22 protein-coding genes are annotated in these 23,272 nt (G+C 66.8%); 11 read left to right on the top strand and 11 right to left on the bottom strand.

The features are described 5' to 3' along the window. Positions 1-37: 37 nt before the first annotated feature. Both ACQKLX_RS09740 and ACQKLX_RS09735 read left to right on the top strand, forming a co-directional pair. Positions 38-751, top strand: coding sequence for a class I SAM-dependent methyltransferase (locus ACQKLX_RS09740; RefSeq protein ID WP_427361374.1), 714 nt, complete (start codon positions 38-40; stop codon positions 749-751). Continuing rightward, complete coding sequence (locus ACQKLX_RS09735) at positions 748-1,260, top strand: anthrone oxygenase family protein (protein ID WP_427361373.1); 513 nt, start codon at positions 748-750, stop codon at positions 1,258-1,260. Before ACQKLX_RS09740 ends, ACQKLX_RS09735 begins: the two co-directional genes overlap by 4 nt. Here the strand turns inward: ACQKLX_RS09735 and ACQKLX_RS09730 are convergent, their stop codons facing one another. The 3 genes from ACQKLX_RS09730 to zigA form a co-directional block, all read right to left on the bottom strand. Next, complete coding sequence (locus ACQKLX_RS09730) at positions 1,261-1,665, bottom strand: GtrA family protein (protein WP_427361372.1); 405 nt, start codon at positions 1,663-1,665, stop codon at positions 1,261-1,263. A gap of 201 nt (positions 1,666-1,866) precedes the next feature. Next, positions 1,867-3,165 (bottom strand): YncE family protein, encoded by a 1,299-nt coding sequence (locus ACQKLX_RS09725; protein ID WP_427361371.1) that lies wholly within the window; start codon positions 3,163-3,165, stop codon positions 1,867-1,869. 35 nt (positions 3,166-3,200) lie between these two features. Next, on the bottom strand, positions 3,201-4,415 hold the full coding sequence (gene zigA / locus ACQKLX_RS09720; RefSeq protein ID WP_427361370.1) for a zinc metallochaperone GTPase ZigA: 1,215 nt from the start codon (positions 4,413-4,415) through the stop codon (positions 3,201-3,203). Between the two features lie 144 nt (positions 4,416-4,559). Between zigA and ACQKLX_RS09715 the strand changes: the two genes are divergently transcribed. Further along, positions 4,560-5,942, top strand: a complete 1,383-nt coding sequence (locus tag ACQKLX_RS09715; RefSeq protein ID WP_427361369.1) for an amidohydrolase family protein — start codon at positions 4,560-4,562, stop codon at positions 5,940-5,942. Positions 5,943-6,222: 280 nt separating this feature from the next. Here ACQKLX_RS09715 and ACQKLX_RS09710 read toward each other — a convergent pair whose 3' ends face one another. Beyond that, positions 6,223-6,570 (bottom strand): ArsR/SmtB family transcription factor, encoded by a 348-nt coding sequence (locus ACQKLX_RS09710; RefSeq protein WP_427361368.1) that lies wholly within the window; start codon positions 6,568-6,570, stop codon positions 6,223-6,225. A gap of 137 nt (positions 6,571-6,707) precedes the next feature. On the opposite strand from ACQKLX_RS09710, the gene ACQKLX_RS09705 reads away from it, so the two are divergent. Beyond that, positions 6,708-7,919, top strand: a complete 1,212-nt coding sequence (locus tag ACQKLX_RS09705) for an MFS transporter (RefSeq protein WP_427361367.1) — start codon at positions 6,708-6,710, stop codon at positions 7,917-7,919. Between the two features lie 66 nt (positions 7,920-7,985). On the opposite strand, the gene ACQKLX_RS09700 is transcribed toward ACQKLX_RS09705, so the two are convergent. Further along, entirely contained in the window at positions 7,986-9,047 is a 1,062-nt protein-coding gene (locus ACQKLX_RS09700; protein WP_427361366.1) for a class I SAM-dependent methyltransferase, read from the bottom strand. A 294-nt stretch (positions 9,048-9,341) separates the two neighbouring features. Here ACQKLX_RS09700 and carB point away from each other — a divergent pair, with 294 nt between their 5' ends. The 4 genes from carB (at position 9,342) to ACQKLX_RS09680 (ending at position 14,281) form a co-directional block, all read left to right on the top strand. Further along, entirely contained in the window at positions 9,342-12,674 is a 3,333-nt protein-coding gene (carB, locus tag ACQKLX_RS09695) for a carbamoyl-phosphate synthase large subunit (RefSeq protein ID WP_427361418.1), read from the top strand. 103 nt (positions 12,675-12,777) lie between these two features. Beyond that, the gene (gene greA / locus ACQKLX_RS09690) at positions 12,778-13,251 is read left to right on the top strand and encodes a transcription elongation factor GreA (RefSeq protein WP_092155992.1); all 474 of its coding nucleotides are present in this window, start codon (positions 12,778-12,780) and stop codon (positions 13,249-13,251) included. Positions 13,252-13,320: 69 nt separating this feature from the next. Next, entirely contained in the window at positions 13,321-13,803 is a 483-nt protein-coding gene (locus ACQKLX_RS09685) for a hypothetical protein (protein WP_427361365.1), read from the top strand. Between the two features lie 4 nt (positions 13,804-13,807). Continuing rightward, complete coding sequence (locus ACQKLX_RS09680) at positions 13,808-14,281, top strand: hypothetical protein (RefSeq protein ID WP_427361364.1); 474 nt, start codon at positions 13,808-13,810, stop codon at positions 14,279-14,281. Positions 14,282-14,402: 121 nt separating this feature from the next. Here ACQKLX_RS09680 and ACQKLX_RS09675 read toward each other — a convergent pair whose 3' ends face one another. Next, the gene (locus ACQKLX_RS09675; RefSeq protein ID WP_175506710.1) at positions 14,403-14,864 is read right to left on the bottom strand and encodes an Lrp/AsnC family transcriptional regulator; all 462 of its coding nucleotides are present in this window, start codon (positions 14,862-14,864) and stop codon (positions 14,403-14,405) included. A gap of 35 nt (positions 14,865-14,899) precedes the next feature. On the opposite strand from ACQKLX_RS09675, the gene ACQKLX_RS09670 reads away from it, so the two are divergent. The 3 genes from ACQKLX_RS09670 to ACQKLX_RS09660 all read left to right on the top strand — a co-directional run bounded on the left by ACQKLX_RS09670 (position 14,900) and on the right by ACQKLX_RS09660 (position 17,988). Beyond that, complete coding sequence (locus ACQKLX_RS09670) at positions 14,900-15,937, top strand: mitochondrial fission ELM1 family protein (RefSeq protein WP_427361363.1); 1,038 nt, start codon at positions 14,900-14,902, stop codon at positions 15,935-15,937. A gap of 52 nt (positions 15,938-15,989) precedes the next feature. Next, positions 15,990-16,955: a thioredoxin-disulfide reductase gene (gene trxB, locus ACQKLX_RS09665; protein WP_427361362.1), complete on the top strand. Its 966-nt coding sequence runs from the start codon at positions 15,990-15,992 to the stop codon at positions 16,953-16,955. Between the two features lie 142 nt (positions 16,956-17,097). Beyond that, positions 17,098-17,988, top strand: a complete 891-nt coding sequence (locus ACQKLX_RS09660; protein WP_092155998.1) for a LysR family transcriptional regulator — start codon at positions 17,098-17,100, stop codon at positions 17,986-17,988. A 426-nt stretch (positions 17,989-18,414) separates the two neighbouring features. Here the strand turns inward: ACQKLX_RS09660 and ACQKLX_RS09655 are convergent, their stop codons facing one another. The 5 genes from ACQKLX_RS09655 to uvrC all read right to left on the bottom strand — a co-directional run bounded on the left by ACQKLX_RS09655 (position 18,415) and on the right by uvrC (position 23,187). Continuing rightward, positions 18,415-19,449, bottom strand: a complete 1,035-nt coding sequence (locus ACQKLX_RS09655) for a DUF1176 domain-containing protein (protein WP_427361361.1) — start codon at positions 19,447-19,449, stop codon at positions 18,415-18,417. A gap of 40 nt (positions 19,450-19,489) precedes the next feature. After that, positions 19,490-19,954 (bottom strand): molybdenum cofactor biosynthesis protein MoaE, encoded by a 465-nt coding sequence (locus ACQKLX_RS09650; protein WP_427361360.1) that lies wholly within the window; start codon positions 19,952-19,954, stop codon positions 19,490-19,492. Between the two features lie 17 nt (positions 19,955-19,971). Continuing rightward, entirely contained in the window at positions 19,972-20,223 is a 252-nt protein-coding gene (moaD, locus tag ACQKLX_RS09645) for a molybdopterin converting factor subunit 1 (protein WP_427361417.1), read from the bottom strand. Positions 20,224-20,249: 26 nt separating this feature from the next. Beyond that, complete coding sequence (gene pgsA, locus ACQKLX_RS09640; protein WP_427361359.1) at positions 20,250-20,873, bottom strand: CDP-diacylglycerol--glycerol-3-phosphate 3-phosphatidyltransferase; 624 nt, start codon at positions 20,871-20,873, stop codon at positions 20,250-20,252. Positions 20,874-21,033: 160 nt separating this feature from the next. Beyond that, entirely contained in the window at positions 21,034-23,187 is a 2,154-nt protein-coding gene (gene uvrC / locus ACQKLX_RS09635; protein ID WP_427361416.1) for an excinuclease ABC subunit UvrC, read from the bottom strand. Positions 23,188-23,272 lie beyond the last annotated feature (85 nt).

Here is a 23,272-nt window from a genome sequence, read left to right as displayed (position 1 = left end):
AGGCGCCGCCCTGCGCCATTCTCGATATGGAGACCCGATGTCCTGGCGTGATTTCTGGAATGGCGAGCATGCGATCTATGTCTCGGATCGCCACAAGGCCCTGCATTATCGCCGTATCGCGCAGGATATCGCCGCCGCCGTGCCGTCAAAAGACGCCGCCGTGCTCGATGTCGGCTGCGGCGAGGCACTCTCGGCCGATCTCGTCGCCGCGGCCAGCGGCAAGCTGATCCTGTGCGAGGCAGCGCCAACCGTCCGCGACAAGTTGAGGGCCCGCTTCGGCGCGCTCGCCAGCCTCTCGGTGGTCTCGCCGGAAGAGGTCGAGGCGCTGCCGGATGATTCGCTCGACCTCGTCGTCGCCAATTCGCTGATCCAGTATCTGAGCGAAGACGAATTGAAGCGGGCACTGGCGACCTGGCTCGCCAAGCTCAAGCCCGACGGCGAGCTTATCCTCGCCGATGTGATCCCGCCCGACCTCTCGCCGCTGACCGACGCGACCGAATTGCTCGGCTTCGCCTGGCGCGGCGGCTTCCTCGTCGCGGCGCTCGGCGGCCTCGTCCGCACCGTCTTCTCGGACTACCGCAAGCTGCGGGCGCAATACGGGCTCTCGACCTACAGTGCCGTCGGCATCACCGCGTTGGTCGAGGCGGCCGGCTTCAAGGGCGTCACACGCCGCACGAATTTCGGCCATAACCCGCATCGCATGGCCTTTTCGGCCCGCAAGCCGCTGGCGCTGGAGGCTGCAACGCCATGACCGCGCTCGCGCTCACTCTCACCGTCGTCACGCTGGCGCTGGCCGGCGCCATGGCAGGCTTCTTCTATGCCTACTCGATGTCGGTGATGTGGGCGCTCGATGCCGTCGACCCCAGGGCCGCGATCGCCTCGATGCAGAGCATCAACATCGCCGTGCGCAACGCGATCTTCTTCCCGGCCTTCTTCGGCACGCCGGTGGTGGCGCTGATCGCGGCCGGGCTTTGGTGGAAGACGGATGCCGGGCAAGTCGCGCTGCTGCTGGCCCTCGCCGCCATCGTCTATCTGGCCGGCGCCTTCCTGCTGACTATCGTCGTCAATGTACCGATGAACGAGGCGCTCGCCATCGCCACCATCCCGACTGACCCCGAGCAGGCGCGGACCCTGTGGCACAGCTATTCCCGTCCGTGGACGCTGTGGAACCATGTCCGCACGGGCGCGAGCTTCGCCAGCCTGCTGCTGGTCGGCTGGGCGCTCTACACCGCCGGCCAAATATCCTCGGGTCGAATCTGATCAGGCGCCTTCGCGGTCGGCGAAGGAGAAGAATTTGTGCCCGCCGAAGGTGAAGATCATCACGATCAGCGTAGTGACCACCTGCATCGGTAGATAGGGCAGGCCGGCGACCTTGACGAAGAGGTGCATCAGCACGCCGGTGAGCAGGAAGCCGCCGAAGGCGATCAGGCCGAAGCGCCAGCTCGCCTCGCCATGGGTGCGGGTCGCCTCGAAGGTCAGCCAGCGGTTCAGCACGTAGGAGACGACGCCGCCGAGGACGAAACCGGCGAGCGACGCCAGAACGGGATCGGCCCCGCCGAGCTCGACCAGACCGATCAGCAATCCGTAATGCGCGACCGCCGCCATCACGCCGGAGAAGGCGTAGGCGATGACCTGGCGCGTATGACGGGAAAGACGGTTCAGCATCCGGGATGCCTATACCCCGGATGCTGAACGGAAGCCTATACGCCTCACGATTCCACTGTTTGAGTCATCCCGGACAAGCGGCGGAGCCGCGCCGATCCGGGATCCATTCCTGAGCCCTTCCGATAGAGGTTCCGGAATGGCTCCCGGGTCTGCGCTTCGCTCCGCCCGGGACGACTCGGCATTTATGATGCAGGTCGAAGCTCAGCCCGCATCGCTGCCGGCGAGGTTGGCCGGCATGCCCTCGACTGGCAGATCGAGCGCCTGCTTCAGCGTCTCGAGATTGTATTCGCGGATGCGGCTATTCGTGGGGTCGCTGACATAGGCACTGCCGCCGACCACCGCGAGCGAGGGCGTCGGTGTCTTCGCGCCGTACTGGCAGTCGAAGGCTGGCACCGCGTCGAAGCTGGCGAGCTCCTTCCAGTTGGCGACGTCATAGACCCGAAGCTTGCCGTCCGGCGTCAGATTGGCGAGCCGCCGGCCATTGGCGGAAAGCTCGAACTGGCAGGCCGACTGGCCGCCCGGCACCGGCAGGATGTCGGCGGAGGACAGCGACTTGGCGGTCGGATCGACCCGGATGAGGCCGTCATAGGGCGAGGTCTTGCCGTAATTGGCGACCATGAACTTGGCGCCCGCCTTGGCCTTGATCGCGCTGATCCGGCGCCCGTCGGGATAGGCGAGCTTGTGCGCGGCGAACTTGCTACCGGCCTGCGACAGTACCAGCATGCCGCCGCCCTGCCCTTCGGCGCAGCCGAAGACATGGCGACCATCGGCGGCGGCATGGCCGTGATAGAGCTTGCAGGAGGCGTCCGGCTTGGCCGGGTCGTTGAACGAAGCGAGCTTCGCCCAGCCGCCCTTGGTCCGGTCGAGGATCTCGAACCCGTCCGGCCGCGACGAAGCGCTCTTGTCCTCACCCTTCACATAGACCGGGTTCGGCACCGACATCAGCCAGCGCCCCTCGCCCAGCGGCACGACGATGCCGTGTTGCGGCCCCGGGCTCGGCCATTCCGTCAATTGCGGCTTGTCCTTGCCGAGATCGTTGATCGCGACCAGCACCGCCTTCGCCGTACTTGGCCCGTCCCAGGGGCGGATGCCGTCATAGAACAATGCGAGCTGGCCATGGCCGGAGATGACATGAGCCGGCTTCTGGCCGGTCAGCACGAGGTCGGTGAGCTTCACCGGCCCCTTCTCGATGTCGTTGTGGTCGCCATGCGATTCGATCGTCAGGCCAGTGTCGAGGAAGCGGATCGTGCCGGCATCGTCGCCGGTCTTGATCACGACGAAGCGGCCGCCCTGCGCAGTGGCGAAGCCGGGATTGGCCTTGGGCAGGTCGAAGCTGTGCGTGACCTCGCCGCTGTCGAGATCGAGCACGCGCACGACCGGCTTCTCATGGTCGGCGAAGACCAGCCGGCCGCGCAGTACGGCGTGGTCATGAGCGAGGGCCGGCAGGCTCGACAGCACGGCCGAGAGGGCGAGCGAGGACAACAGGGAAAGCGGGCGCATGGCAATCTCCAGGACGGACGGGAAAGGGGAAGGGTTCAAGCGGCGGTGGCGCGGCGCCAGGCCGGGAACGGGTCGGGCAGATCGCGATAGCGCTCGGGCTTGAAGGCGATGGTCGGGGTCTCGCCGAGGAGACAGGCATCGAGCCCGGCGCGGATGGCTGCTTCGTCGAGACGAGAGCCGATGAAGACCAGCTCCTGCCGGCGATCGCCCCAGACCGAGTGCCAATGCCGGTTCAGGATGGCGCGCCATTCGGGATGATCGGGCCAGCGCGGGCGCGGCACCGCGGCCCACCAGAAGCCCATCGCCTCGGTCCGGCAGATGCTGCCTGCGAGCGACATCTCGCCGACCCATTCCGGCCGGGTCGCCAGCCAGAAATGGCCCTTGGCCCGGATCAGCCCCGGCCAAGTCCGGGCGAGGAAGGCATTGAACTTTTCCGGATGGAACGGCCGGCGCGCCCGGTAGACGAAGGACGAGATGCCGTATTCCTCGGTCTCCGGCACATGGTCTTTGAAGCCGTAGAGCTCCTTGTGCCAGAGCGGGTGCTCTTGCGCCTTCTCATGGTCGAACAAACCGGTATCGAGGATCTGGTCGAGGCTAACGCGGCCGAAATCGGCCTCGATCAATCGTGCATCCGGATTGAGCGCCCGGATGACCAATTTCGCCTGCGCCACCGCCTCCGGCCCGGCATCGGCGACCTTGTTGAGCACGACGACGTCGGCGAACTCGATCTGCTCGACCAGGAGATCGACCAGCGTGCGCTCATCGCCCTCGCCGGCGGTCTCGCCGCGCTCGCGCAGGAAGTCGCGCGAGCCATAGTCCTTGAGCAGGTTCATCGCATCGACCACCGTCACCATGGTGTCGAGCCGGGCGAGGTCGGAGAGCGAAAAGCCGTCCTCGTCGCGGAATTCGAAGGTGGCAGCGATCGGCAGCGGCTCGGCGATGCCGGTGCCCTCGATCAGCAGATAATCGAAGCGGCCGTCGCGGGCGAGCCGGCCGACCTCGGCCAGGAGGTCGTCACGCAAGGTGCAGCAGATGCAGCCATTGCTCATCTCGACCAGCTTCTCGTCGGTGCGCGAGAGATCGCCGCCGCCCGCCCGGACGAGGTCGGCGTCGATGTTTACCTCGCTCATGTCGTTGACGATGACCGCGACCTTCCGGCCTTCGCGGTTGTTGAGGACGTGGTTGAGCAGCGTCGTCTTGCCGGCGCCGAGAAAGCCGGAAAGCACGGTGACGGGAAGGCGGCCATCCATCTCGGATCTCATATTTTGTTACGTTGTAACATTTCATAGCGAGAGCAAATTGCGGATGCAAGGCTGCCGTGCAGGCGCGCTGCTGGCCTTCCACAGCGCGCGCCCTAAGCTCTCCGTTCCCTTGCCGATGGAGGAGCCCGCGCCATGATCGAGATCGACCTGCTGGTGCGTGCCGAATTCCTCTATCCGGTCAGTCCCGGCACGCCGGTGATCCCCGATGGCGAGGTCGCGATCGCCGGCGGGCGCATCCTCCATGCCGGTCCGCGCCAGCCAGAGGGGCATTGGTCGCCGGCCCGCACCATCGACGGCTCCGGGCGGGCGGTCCTCCCCGGCTTCGTCAACTGCCACTCGCACGCGGCGTCACTGGTCTTCCGCAGCCAGACCGACGACCACGCCGCCAAGGCTGCGCTGCTCGAAGTCGCCTTCCGGATGGAGAAGGACATCAGCGAAGACGAGTGGGCGCTGCTGGCGGAAGCGGGCTGCGCCGACATGCTCCAGTCTGGCATCACCACCATCAACGATATCTGGTACGCGCCGCACCGGCTCGCGCAGACGGTCGAGGCCTGCGGGCTACGCGCCCAGATCGCCCACAAGGTCTTTGACGTCCGCCTGCACGAGCTCTGGCGCGGCGACTACACCCATCACCCCAAGATCGGCGAGGAACGACTGCGCGACGGCGTCGCCTTTGCCGAGCGCTGGCACGGCGCCGCCGATGGCCGCATCACCGCGCGCATCGGCACGCACGCGACCGACACCTGCTCGGCCGACCTGCTTCGGACGGCCCGCGCCGAAGCCGACCGGCTCGGCATCGGCATGCATATCCACGCCGCCCAGAGCGTCGCCGAGGTCGAGCAGATCAAGGCGGCCCATGGCTGCGGCCCGGTCGAGTTCCTCCGGGATGTCGGCATGCTCGGTCCGGATGTCGTGCTCGCCCATCTCGTCTTCGCCGAAATGGGCGATCTCGACGCCGTCCAGCAGAGCGGCGCGACCTATGCCCATTGCCCGACGATCTATCCGCGCCGCGGCCGCTATCCGCCGCTCGAGGAGATCATGGCGCGCGGCATTCCGACCGGCTTCGCCACCGACTGGATGCTGAACGACCCGTTCGAGGGCATGCGCAACGCCCTCAACGCCATGCGGCTGCGCCTGGGGAGCCCAACCGCCCTCTCCTGCGCGCAGGCGCTGGAGCTGCACACGATCGGCGCCGCCCGCGTCATGGGCCTGCAGGACGAGATCGGCTCGCTGGAGGAAGGCAAGAAGGCCGATCTGATCATGGTCGACATCGATCGCCCGCACCTCCAGCCCTATTACGGCGACTACGCCGCGCTGGTCTATTACGCCAGGGCGAGCGATGTGGTGACGAGCATCGTCGACGGAGCGCTCGTCGTGGAGGACGGCCGCCCGACCCGCCTCGACCGCGAGCGCACGATGGCGCGGATCAGGGAGAAGGTACCGGGCTGGCGCGGAAAGCTGGCGGCACTCGGCAGCCGGGCGGTGTTCGGGCCTGGGTGTCCGTGCTGCGGTTAGGCTGACCGCGATACTCCCGATAGACGAGATTGGCGCGGGATCCCCTCTCCTGAAAGGAGAGGGGTAGGGGTGAGGTGTTCGGACTGAAAACGCTGGCCTGCCCCCGACCGCGCGGTGAACGCTCACGAAACTGGTCTGGCGGCCTACACCTCACCCTGCCCTCTCCTTACAGGAGAGGGTTCCCCGCGCATGACAGGTCTTTCATCGCCTTTCTGGAAAGCGTCGCCGCATCGTACGAGCCGGAAGCCGCCGGTCGGCCCGACCATGACGGAGAGGACAATCAAACCTCGATCTTGATCCGCGGCACCGACGGGTCGCGCCGCGCCGTCTCGATCACGCTGTCGAGCAGGCCGGGAAAGCGCCGCTCGAACTCCTCGCGGCGGATGCTGAGGAAGCGCACTGTCCCCTCCGCCCGCGACCGAGTGATCCCGGCCTCGCGCAATTTGGCGAAATGGTAAGACAGCAGCGAGGGCGAGGCCAGCTCGGTGAAGGCGCCGCAGCGCGCCTTGTCGACCTCGTCGCAATCGGCGAGCGAGACCAGGATGCCGAGCCGGATCGGATCGCCCAGCGCCGCGAACACGTCAGCCGGCAGGACGTCCTCGATCTCGGGATGGAAGAGCTGCTTCATCACCTCCGACTTAATTGCATCGGCCGCTCCTGACAAGTTTCAATGATCCTTGAATTTAGGATTGACTCATGGTCGGCCGACGCCCATGTTTCAACAATCATTGAAATTGTCGGCAACTCCACACGGAGCGCATTGCCATGGATATCCGTCTCCTTCTGCTCGCCGGCGGCGCCTTCGCCATCGGCACCGGCAGCCTCGTCATCACTGGCATCCTGCCCAATCTCGCCGCCGCCTTCGGCGTCAGCGTCGACACGGCCGGCCTGCTGATCTCGATCTTCGCCATCGCCTACGCGATAGGCTCGCCGGTGCTCTCCACCTTGCTCGGCAACGTCGAACGCAAGCTCGTGCTGGTCGGCTCGCTCACCGTCTTCACTCTCGCCAACGTCGTCGCCGCCTTCACCAGCGATTTCTCCTCGCTGATGCTGGCGCGCATCGTCATGGCGCTCGCTTCGGGCGTGTTCATGCCGGCGGCGAACGCCGTCGCAGTGGCGCTCGTGCCGCCCGAGCGCCGGGCCCGCGCCATCGCGCTGGTCACAGGCGGCATGACCGTCTCACTGATCCTCGGCGTGCCGCTCGGCACCGCCGTCGCCACGCTCGGCTGGCATTTCCCCTTCCTGGTCGTGGCGCTGTTCGGCGCGCTCGCCCTCGCTGGCCTCTTGTTCAAGATGCCCGCCGGCCTGCCGCGCGGCGCCAATACGCTTGCCGAGCGGCTGCAGGTCGCGCGCCGCGGCGACGTGCTGCTGGCGCTCGGCACCACCGCGCTTTGGACCACCGGCGCCTTCACGCTCTACACCTATGTCGCGCCCTTCCTTTCGGCCCATGCCGGCATCTCCGGCCATTGGCTGAGTGCCACATTGGTCGTCACCGGCATCGGCTCGGCGCTGGGCAACCAGCTCGGCGGCCAGGCCAGCGACCGCTTCGGGCCCGTGCCGACGCTGACTTTCGTCCTGACCCTGCTCGCAGCCTCGCTCGCCGCCGCCTCGCTCGTCGCGGTGACGCTGCCGCCAGCGGTGGCGATCTTCGTCCTGCCGGCGATCCTGATGATCTGGAGCGGCGCCGGCTGGGCCGGACATCCCTCGCAGATGTCGCGCCTCGCGGCGATGGCGCCCGATGCGGTCGTGGTCGCGCTCTCGCTCAACGCCTCGGCTCTCTATATCGGCATCGCCGCCGGTGCCGCACTCGGCCAGCAGGTGTTGCGCCACGGCGCCTCCTGGGAGCTCGGCTTCGTCGGTGCGGCCTGCGAGCTCGGCGCGCTCGGCCTGCTGCTGATCGCGACGCAGCGGCGCAAGGCGGCGGCGCGCGAGGCCGCCCGCGTCAGCGAGGTCGCGGTCGCTCCGACTGCGCGCTGATCGACATCAGCCAATCGATCGCTCAGCCCGCTCGCCATAACGGCGGGCGGGTTTGTCGTTCCCGGTTCAGGCCCGGACCTCGAACACCATGTTGAACGGCGTCTCGGTGGCACGGCGGAAGCGGGTGAAGCCGGCATCCATTGCGACCTTGCGCAGACGCATCTCACCGGCCTGCGCACCGAGGCCGAGCCCGACTTCCTGCGCCATCGAGGCCGGCGTGCAGATCATCGTCGAGGCGCCGTAATAGATCCGGCCGACCGGATTGAGGTTCTGCTTCAGGCTGTCGTGCGCGAAGGGCTCGACGATCATCCAGGTACCTCCTTCGGCTAGCGTCTCCCTGACATGGCGGCCGGCGCCAACGGGATCCCCCATGTCGTGCAGGCAGTCGAACATAGCGACGAGGTCGTAGCTCGCGGCCGGGAAATCCTTGGCGCTCGCCCGCTCGAAGACGATGCGGTCGCCGACGCCTGCCTTGTCCGCCGCCTCCCGGCCCTTCTCGATCGAGGGCTCGTGATAGTCGAAGGCGTAGAAGCGCGACTTCGGATAGGCCTGCGCCATCAGGATGGTCGAGGCGCCATGGCCGCAGCCGACATCGGCGACGACGGCCCCCGCCTCGAGCCTGGCCTTGACGCCATCCAGCGCCGGAATCCAGCTGCTCACCAGATTGGTGTTGTAGCCCGGCCGGAAGAAGCGCTCGGTGCCACGGAACAGGCAGTTGCTGTGCTCGTGCCAGCCGAGGCCCGCGCCGGTCCTGAAGGCATGCTCGACCTTGGGCTCGTCGACCCACATCGACTGCACGACCTCGAAGGCGCCGGCGAAGAAGGCCGGGCTGCCTTCGTCGGCGAAAGCCATGGCCTGCTCGGGCGACAGGCTGAAACTGTCGCTCCCTTCATCGTACTCTATGTACTCCGCCGCGGCCTGGGCCGAGAGCCATTCGCGAACATAGCGTTCCTTCAGGCCGGTCCGGCTGGCGAGTTCCGTGGCCGTGACCGGTTTGCCATCGGCCATCGCCTTGTAGAGGCCGAGCTGATCGCCGAGGACGATGAGCGAGCCGGTGACGCAGGCCCCGACGTCCCCGACGAGACGTCCGACGAGGGCATCGAGCTTTTGCGGATCGGATTGACGCATGGCCAAGCTCCTCTGGTTGGGGAGGACGTGGCCGGGTCTGACGCGAACCGGCTCGACGCCATCGCGGAAGCGGATGCTATACCCCGCCTACCAGCGCTCAACTACGCAAAGGGTGAAATACGCCTTTCGTGCGCGCAGGACCTGTGTGCGCATGACAGGAAGACGCGCTTTCCGCTTTCCCCCGCCGCCTCGCCCGTCTATAGCGAGCGCCTAGCATTCATCTTTGGCGCTCGCTGGCCTCCGCTCCTTGCGATCGGACGGGCCGTGCGCGCCCGCACGGAACCGGTCGAGACCATGCCCAAGCGCACAGACATCAAGACGATCCTGATCATCGGCGCGGGCCCCATCATCATCGGCCAGGCCTGCGAATTCGACTATTCCGGCACCCAGGCCTGCAAGACGCTGAAGGCCGAGGGCTACCGCATCGTCCTGGTCAACTCGAACCCGGCGACGATCATGACCGATCCGGAGCTGGCCGACGCGACCTATGTCGAGCCGATCACGCCCGAGGTTGTCGCCAAGATCATCGAGAAGGAGCGCAATGTCCTGCCGGGCGGCTTCGCCCTGCTGCCGACCATGGGCGGCCAGACCGCGCTCAACTGCGCGCTCTCGCTGGAGAAGATGGGCGTCCTTGAGAAGTTCGACGTCGAGATGATCGGCGCCACCGCCGACGCGATCGACAAGGCCGAGGATCGCGAGCGCTTCCGCGAGGCGATGACCAAGATCGGCCTCTCGACCCCGCGCTCGCACCACGTCAAGACGCTCGGCGCCGCGCTGGAGGCGCTGGAGGATATCGGCCTGCCGACGATCATCCGCCCGTCCTTCACCATGGGCGGCACCGGCGGCGGCATCGCCTACAACAAGAGCGAGTTCATCGAGATCTGCGAGCGCGGCATCGACGCCTCGCCGACCAGCGAGATCCTGATCGAGGAGAGCGTCCTCGGCTGGAAGGAATACGAGATGGAGGTCGTCCGCGATAAGGCGGACAACTGTATCATCGTCTGCTCGATCGAGAACCTCGACCCGATGGGCGTCCATACCGGTGATTCGATCACCGTCGCCCCGGCGCTGACGCTGACCGACAAGGAATACCAGATCATGCGCGACGCCTCGCTGGCGGTGCTGCGCGAGATCGGCGTCGAGACCGGCGGCTCGAACGTTCAGTTCGCGGTCGATCCCGCCACCGGCCGCATGATCGTCATCGAGATGAACCCGCGCGTCTCGCGCTCCTCGGCGCTGGCGTCGAAGGCGACCGGCTTCCCGATCGCCAAGGTCGCGGCGCGCCTTGCCATCGGCTACACGCTCGACGAGATCGAGAACGATATCACCGGCGGCGCCACTCCGGCCTCGTTCGAGCCGACGATCGACTATGTCGTCACCAAGATCCCGCGTTTCGCCTTCGAGAAGTTCCCCGGTTCCGAGCCGACGCTGACCACCGCGATGAAGTCGGTCGGCGAGGCCATGGCGATCGGCCGCACCTTCCAGGAATCGCTGCAGAAGGCGCTGCGCTCGCTGGAGACCGGTCTCGACGGGCTCGACGAGATCGAGATCGAGGGCATCGGCCAGGGCGACGACCGCAACGCGATCAAGGCGGCGCTCTCGACCCCGACGCCGGACCGCATCCTGCAGATCGCCCAGGCGATGCGCGCCGGCTTCACCGACGAGCAGATCCATGAGAGCTGCAAGGTCGATCCCTGGTTCCTCGAGCAGATGCGCGGCATCGTCGAGACCGAGGAGAAGATCCGCGCCCATGGCCTGCCGCAGACGCCGATCGCCTTCCGCCAGCTCAAGGCGATGGGCTTCTCCGACAAGCGCCTCGCCGCCGTCTCCGGCAAGAGCGAGGCCGAGGTCAGGACGCTGCGCCGCTCGCTGAAGGTGCGCCCGGTCTACAAGCGCATCGACACCTGCGCCGCCGAGTTCGCCTCGCCGACCGCCTATATGTACTCGACCTACGCCATGCCGTTCGCCGGCGCGCCCGCCGACGAGGCCAAGCCCTCGGACGCCAAGAAGGTCGTCATCCTCGGCGGTGGCCCGAACCGCATCGGCCAGGGCATCGAGTTCGATTATTGCTGCTGCCATGCCTGCTATGCCCTGCGCGACGCCGGCTACGAGACCATCATGGTCAACTGCAATCCCGAGACGGTCTCGACCGATTACGACACCTCGGACCGGCTCTATTTCGAGCCGCTGACCGCCGAGGACGTGCTCGAGATCCTCGAGACCGAGAAGCAGGCCGGCACGCTGCACGGCGTCATCGTCCAGTTCGGCGGCCAGACGCCCCTGAAGCTGGCGCATGCGCTGGAGCAGGCCGGCATCCCGATCCTCGGCACCACGCCCGATGCGATCGACCTCGCCGAGGACCGCGACCGCTTCAAGCGCCTGCTCGACAAGCTCCATCTCAAGCAGCCGAAGAACGGCATCGCCTATTCGGTCGAGCAGTCGCGCCTGATCGCGGCCGAACTCGGCCTGCCCTTCGTGGTGCGCCCGTCCTATGTGCTCGGCGGCCGCGCCATGGCGATCATCCGCGACGAGGTGATGTTCGAGGACTACCTGCTCGGCACCCTGCCCTCGCTGATCCCGTCCGAGGTCAAGGCCAAGTACCCGAACGACAAGACCGGCCAGATCAACACGGTGCTCGGCAAGAACCCGCTGCTGTTCGACCGCTATCTCTCGGACGCGATCGAGGTCGACGTCGACTGCCTCTGCGACGGCAAGGACGCCTTCATCGCCGGCATCATGGAGCATATCGAGGAGGCCGGCATCCATTCCGGCGATTCCGCCTGCTCGCTGCCGCCGCGCTCGCTCTCGCCGGAGCTGATCGCCGAGCTTGAGCGCCAGAGCAAGGCGATGGCGCTCGCCCTCGACGTCGGCGGCCTGATGAACGTGCAGTACGCCATCAAGGACGGCGAGATCTACGTGCTCGAAGTCAATCCGCGGGCCTCGCGCACCGTGCCCTTCGTCGCCAAGGTGATCGGCCAGCCGATCGCCAAGATCGCGGCCCGGTTGATGGCCGGCGAGAAGCTCGCGAGCTTCAACCTGAAGCAGGAGAAGCTCCGGCATGTCGGCGTGAAGGAGGCGGTGTTCCCCTTCGCCCGCTTCCCCGGCGTCGACGTCCTGCTCGGGCCGGAGATGCGCTCGACCGGCGAGGTCATAGGCCTCGACCGCTCCTTCGACGTCGCCTTCGCCAAGAGCCAGCTCGGTGCCGGCTCCAAGGTCCCGGTCAAGGGCACGGTCTTCGTCTCGGTCCGCGACGAGGACAAGCCGCGTATCCTGCCCTCGATCGCGATCCTGGCCGAGCTCGGTTTCCAGATCGTCGCGACCGGCGGCACGCTGCGCCTGCTCCAGGACAACGGCATCCGCGCCAGCAAGATCAACAAGGTGCTGGAAGGCCGCCCGCACGTCGTCGATGCGATCAAGAACGGCGAGATCCAGCTCGTCTTCAACACCACCGACGGTCCACAGGCGCTGGCGGACTCGCGCTCGCTGCGCCGGGCGGCCCTCTTGCACAAGGTGCCCTATTATACCACCTTGGCCGGAGCGATCGCTGCGGCGGAGGGCATCAAGGCCTATTGCAGTGGCGATCTCGAAGTGAGGTCGCTGCAATCCTATTTCGCCCGCGCCGCCTGACCGGCCGCGCGGCGAAGTAGTTTTCCGACGATCGGGAGCGATTCGGGCGCGTCGGCCTTAAGCTGGCGCGTGACCGATCGCTTTTCATAACTGGGACGGAACGATGGACAAGGTTCCCATGACGGCTGGCGGTTTCGCCGCCCTGGAAGTCGAGTTGAAGCAGCGCCAGCAGGTCGAGCGCCCGCGCATCATCACGGCGATCGCCGAAGCGCGCGCGCTGGGCGATCTCTCGGAGAATGCCGAGTATCACGCTGCGAAGGAGGCCCAGTCGCTGAACGAGGGCCGCATCATGGAGCTGGAATCGCTGATCGGCCGCGCCGACATCATCGATGTCAGCAAGCTCGGCGGCGACACCATCAAGTTCGGCGCGACCGTCAAGCTGATCGACGACGATACCGAGGAAGAGAAACTCTACCAGATCGTCGGCGAGCCGGAGTCGGACGTGAAGTCCGGCAAGGTCTCGATCGGCTCGCCCATCGCGCGCGCGCTGATCGGCAAGAAGGTCGGCGACTCCGTCCAGGTCAATACGCCCGGCGGCGGCAAGTCCTACGAGGTCGTCAGCGTCGCCTTCCGCTGAGCGTGACGACTTGGCCAGCCCGGCGGCAGCTCCTACATTGGAACCTGACTGCCGCCGGAGACCACCGCCATGACCACGCGCCGCGCTTTTCTCACCGGGTCCGCCGTGCTCGCTGCCGGCGGGCTCGTTTCGTTTCCGGCCCTGGCCCAGGGTATCGCCATCGGCGGGATCCGCGTCGATGCGCGCCGGCTCGGCCCGCAAGGCTGGGGTGAGAACGCTCCTCGAATCGCGCGCGCCATGGAGCTCGAGCTCGCCCGCCAGCTCGCACCGCTGCGGCAGCGCGGTGGCCCCACCCTCCATGTCGCGCTTCAGGGCCTGTGGCTCGCCGCGGCGGTCGGCAGCGGCAGCCCTGGCGACTCCGACAGCAACGACAATATGGACAGCCTCGCCGAAGTGGTTGATCGCGGCCGCGTGCTCTTCAGCCGCGAAATCCGCTCGATGATGCCGTCCAGCTCCGGCGGCGCCTGGTACCGGCCGGATATCGACCAGCGCCGCGTCGCCGCGCTGCTCGAGAACAACGCCCAGTGGATCAAGCGCTATCTCGGAGCCTGAGCGGATGCTTGCGCGCCGCACCTTGCTGACGAGCCTTGCCGCCACCCTGCTGGCTGGCTGCCAGACCACGGCTCAGACTGCTCCGCCCGTCGCCATCGCGGCCATACGTGTCGACACCGCCCCCCTGGCCGCCAAGGGGGCAAGCGCCACCGCAGCGCTGATCAAGCCGATGCTGGAGCGCGAGCTCGCCGGCCTTCGCAGCGCAGGGAGAGACGGCGCGACCCTGCTGGTCAGCGTCACCGGATTATACCTGACGAGCTATGCCGGCGGGCAGGCCGTCACGCTCGGCAGCGACACGCTCGAAAGCGAAGCCCGGTTGATCGGCGCCGACGGGCGCGAGATCGCCCGCTACCCGATCCTCGCCATCATGGCGCCGAGCTATGGCGGAGCCTGGTATCGGCCGGACGTGAACCAGCGCCGGATCGAAGCCCTGGTCGCCAGCAACACCCAATGGATCAGGCGCGCGGTCGGCGGCTAGGCCCCGGCCGTCATTCTCGGGCGGAACGAAGTGCAGACCCGAGAACCTCACGACGAGAAGACGTTATCGCAGCCTCATCCGGCCTGAGATGTTCGGGTCAAGCCCGAGCAAGACGGCCTTCTCACAGCGGCGCGATCGGCGCGTCCTTGACCCGGTCGAGCGCCAGCGCGGTGCGGACATTGCGCACGTTTGGCAGCGCCGTCAGGTCGGCGACGAAGTCCTGGAAGGCCTTAAGGTCGGTCGCGACGCATTTCAGGATGAAGTCGATGTCGCCCGACAGCGTCCAGCATTCGCGCACCAGGGACCAGTCGCGGATCCGCTCCTGGAAGGCGGCGAGATCGGCCTCGGCCTGGCTGGCGAGGTGGACGAAGGCGAAGCAGACGACCTCGATGCCGAGCTTGCGCTCGTCGAGCAGCGCCCGGTAGCCGGTGATGACGCCGGCTTCCTCCAGCGCACGCACGCGACGCAGGCACGGCGGCGGCGAGATACCCACCCGGCTCGCGAGCTCGACATTGGTCATGCGCCCGTCGCTCTGCAGCTCCGTCAGGATGCGGAGATCGATCTCGTCGAGTTTGGAGCGCACAAATCCTCCTGAAAATCGGACGCGCAGGTGTAGACGTGCCATCGACGCGTTACAAGGCATCGACCACGCCAATCCCGAGCCAACTCGCCGTGCCGACAGAAACGCCGCCTTCCCTCTGGGTTCTGACCGACGGCAAGGCCGGCGACGAGGTGCAATGCCTCGGCGTCGCCGAGCGGATCGGCGTCGTCCCGGAGATCCGCCGGGTCAATCCCGGCAAGCCCTGGAGCTGGCTGATGCCGCGCGGGCCAATCGATCCGCGCGAGGCGCCCGACCGGCCGAACAGCCCGATCCGGCCGCCTTTCCCCGACATCGCCATCGCCTCGGGCCGGCGCGCGGTTGCCTATCTGCGCGCTGTGAAGAAGGCCTCGAACGGGGCGACCTTCACCGTCTTCCTCAAGGACCCGCGCACCGGGATCGGAACCGCCGACCTGATCTGGGTTTCTGAGCACGACCGCCTGCGCGGTCAGAACGTGCTGGTGACGATCACCTCGCCGCACCGGCTGGCACCGCAGGCGCTGGCTGCAGCTCGGGCCATGCCCTTGCCCGAGATCGCCGCCCTGCCCTCGCCGCGCGCTGCCGTGCTCGTCGGCGGCGACAGCCGTCATCACAGCTTTCGGCCCGAGGATATCGAGCGCTTCGCGCGCGAGCTCGACGCCCTCGCCGCCTCCGGCGTCGCCCTCATGGGCTCGCGCTCGCGCCGCACCCCGCCGGCGCTCGACGCCGCGATCGGCGAGGTCTTCCGCCGCCATGGCGGCTGGTGGTGGGACGGGTCCGGCGCCAACCCCTATGTGCCGCTGCTCGCCAATGCCGACGCCATCGTCGCCACCGCCGATTCCACCAACATGATCGGCGAGGCCGCCGCCACCGGCGTACCGATCCTCGTCTTCGAGCCGCATGGCGGTCATGGCAAGCTGGCCAGGTTCCTGGAGGCCCTGAAGCGCTACGGCGCTGTGCATCATTTCCAGGGCAAGCTTGAAGGCGCCCGCTACGAACCGCTAGATTCGACCGGAACGATCGCGGCCGCCGTCTATGAGGGCTGGCGGCGTCACAAGACTGCGATGGGGCTGGCATAAGGCCGCCCCGATACCGATATCACCGGCTCGCGCCGGCTCAGGAAGCAAAGACATGGCCCATATCCACGCCAAGGTGATGATCATCGGCTCCGGCCCGGCCGGCTACACCGCCGCGATCTATGCCGCCCGCGCCATGCTCGAGCCGGTGCTGATCTCCGGCCTGCAGGCTGGCGGCCAGCTCATGATCACCACCGATGTCGAGAACTATCCCGGCTTCGCCGACGTGATCCAGGGCCCCTGGCTGATGGAGCAGATGCGCGCCCAGGCCGAGCACATGGGCACCAAGATGGTCTCCGATCATATCGCGCGCGTCGACCTCTCGCAGCGCCCGTTCCGGCTCTGGGGCGATGGCGGCGACACCTATTCCTGCGATGCGCTGATCGTCTCGACCGGCGCCCAGGCGAAGTGGCTCGGCCTGCCCTCCGAGCAGGCCTTCCAGGGCTTCGGCGTTTCCGCCTGCGCCACCTGCGACGGCTTCTTCTTCCGCAACAAGCAGGTCGTCGTGGTCGGCGGCGGCAACACCGCGGTCGAGGAGGCGCTCTATCTCGCCAATCTCGCGAGCAAGGTCACGCTGGTGCACCGGCGCGATTCGCTGCGCGCCGAGAAGGTGATGCAGGAGCGCCTGTTCAAGCATCCCAAGATCGAGGTGGTCTGGGATTCGGAGGTCGCCGAAATCCTCGGCGGCACGCAGCCCCCGTCGGTGACGCATGTGCGCCTGCGCAACCTGAAGAGCGGCGCAGTGCAGGACCTGCCGACCGACGGCGTCTTCGTCGCCATCGGCCACAAGCCGGCGACCGAGCTGTTCTCGGGCCAGCTCGCCATGCGTGATTCGGGCTATCTCGACGTCACGCCCGGCACGACCCAGACCAATGTGCCCGGCGTCTTCGCCGCCGGCGACGTCACCGACGAGCATTACCGCCAGGCCGTGACCGCGGCAGGCCTCGGCTGCATGGCGGCGCTCGACGCCGAACGCTGGCTGATGGCGCAGGAATTGGGCGTGCGCGAAGCGGCCGAATAGCCAGAATGCACACCTATCACTGGAATTGATCAATTCCAGCACGATATTAAGGGCTAAAATCAACGGTCCCGGCAAAGGAGTCGTTGACCGGGCACTCCTATCCCCCCATCATGCGTTGAACGCATAACACGGGGGGAAAGCGGTGGATTGGGACCGCATCCGAATCTTCTACACGGTTGCTGAATCGGGAAGTTTCACCAAAGCTGGCGACGGGTTGGGCCTCAGCCAATCGGCTGTGAGCCGCCAGATCGGCGCGCTTGAGCGCGAATTGCGCGCACCGCTGTTCCATCGGCACACCCGCGGCCTCATTCTCACCGAGCAGGGCGAATTGCTCTGGCGCGCGGCGCGCGAGATGACGCAGCGCCTGGAGCGGACGCGCGCCCAGCTCTCGGAAACACGCGAGCACCCTTCCGGCGAGCTCAAGGTCACCGCCACGCGCGGCCTCGGAGGCCACTGGCTGACGCCGCGCCTCGCCGAGTTCCTCGATCTCTACCCAGACATCAAGGTCGAGCTGATCCTCACCGACGAGGAGCTCGACCTCTCGATGCGCGAGGCCGACATCGCGATTCGCCTGCGCCAGCCGCAGCAGCCCGACCTGATCCAGCGCCGGCTCTTCACCGTGCACTTCCACGTCTACGGCGCGCCGGCCTATATCAAGCGCTTCGGCGAACCGAAGAGCTATGAGGAGCTCGACAACCATCGGCTCCTCTCCTTCGGCGCCTCCTCGCCCTCCTATCTGACGGCGGTGCACTGGCTCGGCACGCTCGGCCGCGACCAGCGCAACCCGCGTCCGATCCATCTCACCGTCAACAACATCACGGCGATGAAGCGCGCGGTCGATTCGGGCGCCGGCATCGCCATCCTGCCCGACTATCTGATCGAGGCCGGCTCGCCGCTCGTGCAGCTGATGCGCGAGACCGAGATGCCGCAGCTCGAAAGCTATCTGGTCTATCCAGAGGAGATGAAATCGGTGGCGCGCGTGCAGGTCTTCCGCGATTTCCTGATCCAGAAGGCCCAGCGCTGGACGTATTGAAAGACAGGCAGGCGCTGCCGCAAATCCCGGCAGCGCCTTGCTCCATGGCGGCTGCGCATGCGTGCCACGCGCGGTCTTCTGGCAATTGTGACGAATTCTAGTAATGAGTCATGTTACCAGCGCATAACCGACCCGCCCAATGCTGCATTGCGAAAAGGCAGGGTCTGCCCGATATTCAGTCCACGGTTGTTCGGAACGGGCTCCGCATCTCCTCCCGGCGTTGAGTTCGTTCCAGCCGTTCCCCTCTGAGATGTTTGGCGCCTTTGCGCTGGATGTTTCAAACTTCTAGGCCGGCTCCTTCGGGATGCCGGCCTTTTTTCTTGCCGTCTCGCTCGACATCTTCTCGCAGCTGGCCATGCATCATCGCCATGCTCGCCCCGAGCACGCGATGTCTTTGCTGGCCGAGGCTATGGCTGGTGAGAACGCCTATTTCGCGGTTCTGACCTCGCTGCTGAACAGCGTGATCCAGTCGTCGGAGCCGATGCCGCGGCATTCGCCCATCATGCTGAAACCGGTCAGGGCAAAGCCTGTGCCGATCCAGGCATAGCCGCCCATGGCGCCGCAATCGCCGATGCCGCGTCCCCTGGCGAAATAGTCGATGCGGCCGGTCTTGGGGTCGAACTCGCCATTGACCAGCACGTTCTTCTCGCTCTCGTCGCTCCGCGTGAAGCTGACCGGCTTGGCCGTGGCCACCGCACCGTTCTCGACAATCCAGAAGGCATTGGAGGCGTTGTAGGCGCCGAGCGAGCAGGTCAGCGAGACCAGGCTGCGCTTGCCGTCGAGCGACCAGGCCGTGTCGTGCTTCGTCGTCAGCTCGCCATCCTCGCACTGGTCGGGATCGCGCTGCGCGATCTGCTTGCGCAGCGCGGCGGCAAGGGCCTTGCTGTCCTTGTCCGAGAGCGAGCCGCTCGCCGGCTTCGCCAGGATGACCGGTGCAGCCGGAGCCGGCGGGACGCTCGTGCCGCTGCCCTTCCGAATCAGGGCGGAGGTGGAGTTGAGGCGACCCTGCTGCTCGTCGATCCAGAGCAGCGCCGCGACCGCGCCGGAGAGCGAGACCTCGGCCGACAGGCCGGGCGCCGCCACAGACAGCTTCGTCGCCTTGCGCGCCGCCTCGATGAAGGCTGCGATCTCGGCCGGCTGGAAGGTGACTGACGCGAGATCGCTATCGGCGGTGACAGGCATGGCCTTGCCGCCGGCCGGAAAGGCGGCACCGTCCAGCTTGAGCTGAACCGCCATGGGCGGCTTCTTCCACTCGCCGCGCAGCCGCAGCACCAAGCTGGCGGCGCCATCAGGACCGGCCGGGCGCTCCAGGCGCAGATAGGCGGTTGTTTCGACAGCGTCGCCGGGTACGGACAGCGCCGTGCAGCTCCAGGTGTTGCTGCAGCCCGCCATCCAGTCGCGGAAGCCCTTCGGCTCAGGCCCGGCCGCCAGGGCCTGGCCCGGGATGACTTGGCCTGGCAAGACGAGGAGCCCTGCTCCGAGCAGAAGCGACGTCAGTCCCTCAGGACACCTGTTCCCAGCGCTCTGCCGCATCGTCGTCATCCGCCTTGGCCTCGACCCAGCCGCCGAGCGTGCCGTCGGCGAGGTGCTCGCGCTTCCAGAACGGAGCGCGGGTCTTGAGATAATCCATCAGGAAATCGGCGGCTTCGAAAGCCTCGCGGCGATGGCTCGATGCGGCGATCACCAGCACGATCTGCTCACCGGGCTTGATCAATCCGAAGCGGTGGATGGCGAGGAGGCCCGCGAGCGGCCAGCGGTCGGCGGCCTCGGCTGCGACACGAGCGATCTCGGCCTCGGCCATGCCGGGATAGTGTTCGAGCTCGAGCGCGGCGAGCCGGCCGCTCTCGTCACGGCACAGGCCTGCGAAAGAGACGACGGCGCCAATATTCGGATTGCCTGATGTCAGCGCCGCGATCTCGGCGCCGATGTCGAAATCCTCGCGCTGGATGCGAACGAGCGGCGTCATGGCCTTAGCCTTGTATCTCAGCCGCCGGTCATCGGCGGAAAGAAGGCGATCTCGCGGGCGCCGGCGATCGCCGTCGCCGGCTTGGCATGGGTCTGGTCGACCGCGGCGCGCACCACCGCTTCATTCTCGAAGGCAAGTTCATAGCCCTCACCGCGGCTCTTCAGCCAGCGCACCAGATCGGCGATGGTCGCCGTGCCGGCCGGCGGCGTCACCGTCTCCTCGGTGAGGCCGACGCGCTCGCGCACCCAGGCGAAATAGACCAGCTTCAGGCTGGCAGGTTCGGCGGTTGCCATGCTCATGAGGCGCGCTCGTCCTCCTCGACGAGGTAGCGGATGCCGGAATTCAGATAGTCCCAGCCGGTATAGATCGTCAGCAGCGCCGCGATCCACAGCATCACGATCCCGATCTGGGTATTGTACGGCAGGACCTTGTCACCGGCTGGGCCGGCCACGAGGAAGCCGAGCGCGAACAATTGCGCCGTGGTCTTGTATTTGGCGACCTTGCTGACGGGCACGCTAACCTTCAGCTCGGCCAGGAATTCACGCAGGCCCGAGACCAGGATCTCGCGGCAGAGGATGACGATCGCCGCCCAGATCGCCCAGCCCTTGATCGTCTCGGTGTGGACCAGCATCAGCAGCAGGGCGCAGACCAGCAGCTTGTCGGCGATCGGATCGAGCATGCGCCCGATCGCCGATTGCTGGCCCCAGCTGCGGGCGAGCCAGCCGTCGAGATAGTCGGTGACGGCGGCGACGACATAGATTCCCAGCGCCGTCCAGCGCGCCCAGTCGTCCCAGGGCCAGAACAGCAGCGCCACCAGCGCCGGAATCGCGACGATCCGGCCGTAGGTGAGGAGGTTCGGCAGGGACCAGGGGCCCCGGCGGCGGATGGCTTCGTTGAGACTCGTCACGACATCCACCAAAACAGCGCCTTCATGACAGCGTCAACACGCAAGACTGTGACCCGGTCATTCGCCAACCACGCTCCGCACCAAGGACAGCAGCTTCGCGGCGAGAAGATGCTCAAATTCCTGAGCCGGCACGAATTTTCGTCACTCTGCCAATCCCGATTGAAGGAACGCGTTAATGCTCATGGAAATGGGCGTGGACCGCCTTGGCCGTCGCAGCATTGACCCCGGGCGTGCGCATCAAATCGTCGAGCTTGGCGCGCTGGATCGCCTTCACCGTGCCGAAATGCAGCAACAGCGCCCGCTTGCGCGACGGGCCGATGCCCGGAATCTCGTCGAGCGGGTTGGTCTTGATGTCGCGCTTGCGCTTGGCGCGGTGCGTACCGATCGCGAAGCGATGCGCCTCGTCGCGCAGGCGCTGGATGAAGAACAGGGCGGGATCGCGCGGCGGCAGCTTGAACGGCTCCTTGCCAGCCATGAAAAAGGTCTCGCGCATGGCGTTGCGGTCCTCGCCCTTGGCAATGGCGACGAGCGCGATGTCGGTGACGCCGCATTCGGCCATGATCTTGCGGGCAGCCTCGAATTGGCCCTTGCCGCCGTCGACGATGACGAGCTCGGGACGGGAGGGGAAGGCTGAGTCGTCTTCGGGCTCGACGGACTCCGATGCTGCCGAAAGAGGCGCGTTCTCTCCCCCCTTGTGGGGGAGAGTTAGAGAGGCGGGTATGCCACCCTCGACCTCGGGCGAGCCGGACTCAGAGGCGTTTGCGGGAGCGATACCCCCCTCCCAACCCTCCCCCACAAGGGGGGAGGGCTCCCGCGCTTCCTCAGATAAGGCGGAAGCCGTCCCGCCTTCCTTCGCCAGCCGCGTGAACCTGCGCTTCAGCACCTCGCGCATCATCCCGAAATCGTCGCCGGCGATGGTATCGGCCGAGATGTTGAAGGTGCGGTAGTGGCTCTTCATGAAGCCGTCCCGTCCGGCGACGATCATGCCGCCGACCGCGTTCGTGCCCATGATGTGCGAGTTGTCGTAGACCTCGACGCGGCGCGGCGGCTTGTCCATTCCAAAGGCGGTTCCCAGTGCCGCGAGCAGGCTCTGCTGGCCGGCGCTGTCGGCGAGCTTGCGGGCGAGCGCTTCATGCGCGTTCTTCTGGGCGTGGGCGACGAGGTCGCGGCGCTCGCCGCGCTTGGGTGTCGCCAGCTCAACCTTGCGGCCGGCGCGGGCGCAGAGTGCCTCGGCGATGAGATCGGCCTCCGCCAGTTCGTGCGAGACCAGCACCAGCTTCGGCGGCGGCTTGTCGTCGTAGAACTGGGTGACGACCGAGGCCAGCACCTCGGCCGGGGTGAGGCTCTTGTCGGCGCGCGGAAAGAGAGCGCGGTTACCCCAGTTCTGCTTGTTGCGGAAGAAGAAGATCTCGACGCAGAACTGCCCGGCCTGCTCGTCGATGGCGAAGACATCCGCCTCCTCGACCCCTTGCGTATTGATGTCCTGCCCGGCCTGCACTGCCGAGAGCGCCGCCAGCCGGTCGCGATAGCGCGCCGCCTTCTCGAATTCGAGCTCCTCGGCCGCCGCCTGCATCCGCTCGGAGAGAAGCTGCTTCACCGCCGAGGAGCGGCCGGAGAGGAAGGCGCGTGCCTGGTCGGCGAGGCCCTGATAGTCGGTATGCGAGATCTCGCCTGTGCAGGGGCCGGAGCAGCGCTTGATCTGGAAGAGCAGGCAGGGCCGCGTGCGGTTCTCGTAATAGCTGTCCGAGCAGGAGCGCAGGAGGAAGGCTTTCTGCAACGCGTCGATGGTGCGCTCCACTGCCCAGACCGAGGCGAAGGGGCCGAAATAATCGCCCTTGCGCTGGCGCGAGCCGCGATGCTTGGCGATCTGCGGCGCCGGGTGGTCGCCGGAGAGGAAGATATAGGGGAAGGATTTGTCGTCGCGCAGCAGCACATTGTAGCGCGGCCTGAGCTGCTTGATCAGGTTCGACTCAAGCAGCAGCGCCTCGGTCTCGGTGCCGGTGGTGACGAACTCCATGTTCGCGGTCTCGGCGATCATGCGCGCCACCGCATTGGTGTGCGCCATGCCGCGGGCATAGGCCGTGACGCGGTTCTTCAGGCTCTTGGCCTTGCCGACATAGAGCACCTCGCCGGCGCGATCGAACATCCGGTAGACGCCGGGTCGGTTCGGCAGGTGCCTGGCGAAGTCGGCGATCACCTCGATGCCGGCCTTGAGCGCGCCGGGCGCGGCGTCGCCGAGATCGAGCGCCGGCTCGGGCGCGGAGGCGATCTCCTCCTCGGCCTCGAACTCTTCTTCCGGCACGTCGTCTGGGCGTTCGCGATTCATGGCCTGCATGTAGGATGCCGCAGCCGCTTCGTCATGTCAGGAGCATGGCGGAATCCTGCAACGGCTTCTTTGCCATTCCGATGGG

The sequence above is a fragment of the Allobosea sp. NPDC003192 genome (assembly GCF_050275675.1).
Lineage (GTDB): Bacteria > Pseudomonadota > Alphaproteobacteria > Rhizobiales > Beijerinckiaceae > Allobosea.
The sequence above is the reverse complement of the archived record's forward strand: the minus strand, read 5'-3'. Positions and strand labels throughout refer to the sequence as shown.

What these genes read in the sequence shown, in the direction of transcription:
- ACQKLX_RS09740 (WP_427361374.1), top strand. Translation starts at nt 38, where the DNA reads ATGTCCTGGCGTGATTTCTGGAATGGCGAGCATGCGATCTATGTCTCG.
- ACQKLX_RS09735 (WP_427361373.1), top strand. Translation starts at nt 748, where the DNA reads ATGACCGCGCTCGCGCTCACTCTCACCGTCGTCACGCTGGCGCTGGCC.
- ACQKLX_RS09730 (WP_427361372.1), bottom strand. Translation starts at nt 1,665, where the DNA reads ATGCTGAACCGTCTTTCCCGTCATACGCGCCAGGTCATCGCCTACGCC.
- ACQKLX_RS09725 (WP_427361371.1), bottom strand. Translation starts at nt 3,165, where the DNA reads ATGCGCCCGCTTTCCCTGTTGTCCTCGCTCGCCCTCTCGGCCGTGCTG.
- zigA (WP_427361370.1), bottom strand. Translation starts at nt 4,415, where the DNA reads ATGGATGGCCGCCTTCCCGTCACCGTGCTTTCCGGCTTTCTCGGCGCC.
- ACQKLX_RS09715 (WP_427361369.1), top strand. Translation starts at nt 4,560, where the DNA reads ATGATCGAGATCGACCTGCTGGTGCGTGCCGAATTCCTCTATCCGGTC.
- ACQKLX_RS09710 (WP_427361368.1), bottom strand. Translation starts at nt 6,570, where the DNA reads ATGAAGCAGCTCTTCCATCCCGAGATCGAGGACGTCCTGCCGGCTGAC.
- ACQKLX_RS09705 (WP_427361367.1), top strand. Translation starts at nt 6,708, where the DNA reads ATGGATATCCGTCTCCTTCTGCTCGCCGGCGGCGCCTTCGCCATCGGC.
- ACQKLX_RS09700 (WP_427361366.1), bottom strand. Translation starts at nt 9,047, where the DNA reads ATGCGTCAATCCGATCCGCAAAAGCTCGATGCCCTCGTCGGACGTCTC.
- carB (WP_427361418.1), top strand. Translation starts at nt 9,342, where the DNA reads ATGCCCAAGCGCACAGACATCAAGACGATCCTGATCATCGGCGCGGGC.
- greA (WP_092155992.1), top strand. Translation starts at nt 12,778, where the DNA reads ATGGACAAGGTTCCCATGACGGCTGGCGGTTTCGCCGCCCTGGAAGTC.
- ACQKLX_RS09685 (WP_427361365.1), top strand. Translation starts at nt 13,321, where the DNA reads ATGACCACGCGCCGCGCTTTTCTCACCGGGTCCGCCGTGCTCGCTGCC.
- ACQKLX_RS09680 (WP_427361364.1), top strand. Translation starts at nt 13,808, where the DNA reads ATGCTTGCGCGCCGCACCTTGCTGACGAGCCTTGCCGCCACCCTGCTG.
- trxB (WP_427361362.1), top strand. Translation starts at nt 15,990, where the DNA reads ATGGCCCATATCCACGCCAAGGTGATGATCATCGGCTCCGGCCCGGCC.
- ACQKLX_RS09650 (WP_427361360.1), bottom strand. Translation starts at nt 19,954, where the DNA reads ATGACGCCGCTCGTTCGCATCCAGCGCGAGGATTTCGACATCGGCGCC.
- uvrC (WP_427361416.1), bottom strand. Translation starts at nt 23,187, where the DNA reads ATGAATCGCGAACGCCCAGACGACGTGCCGGAAGAAGAGTTCGAGGCC.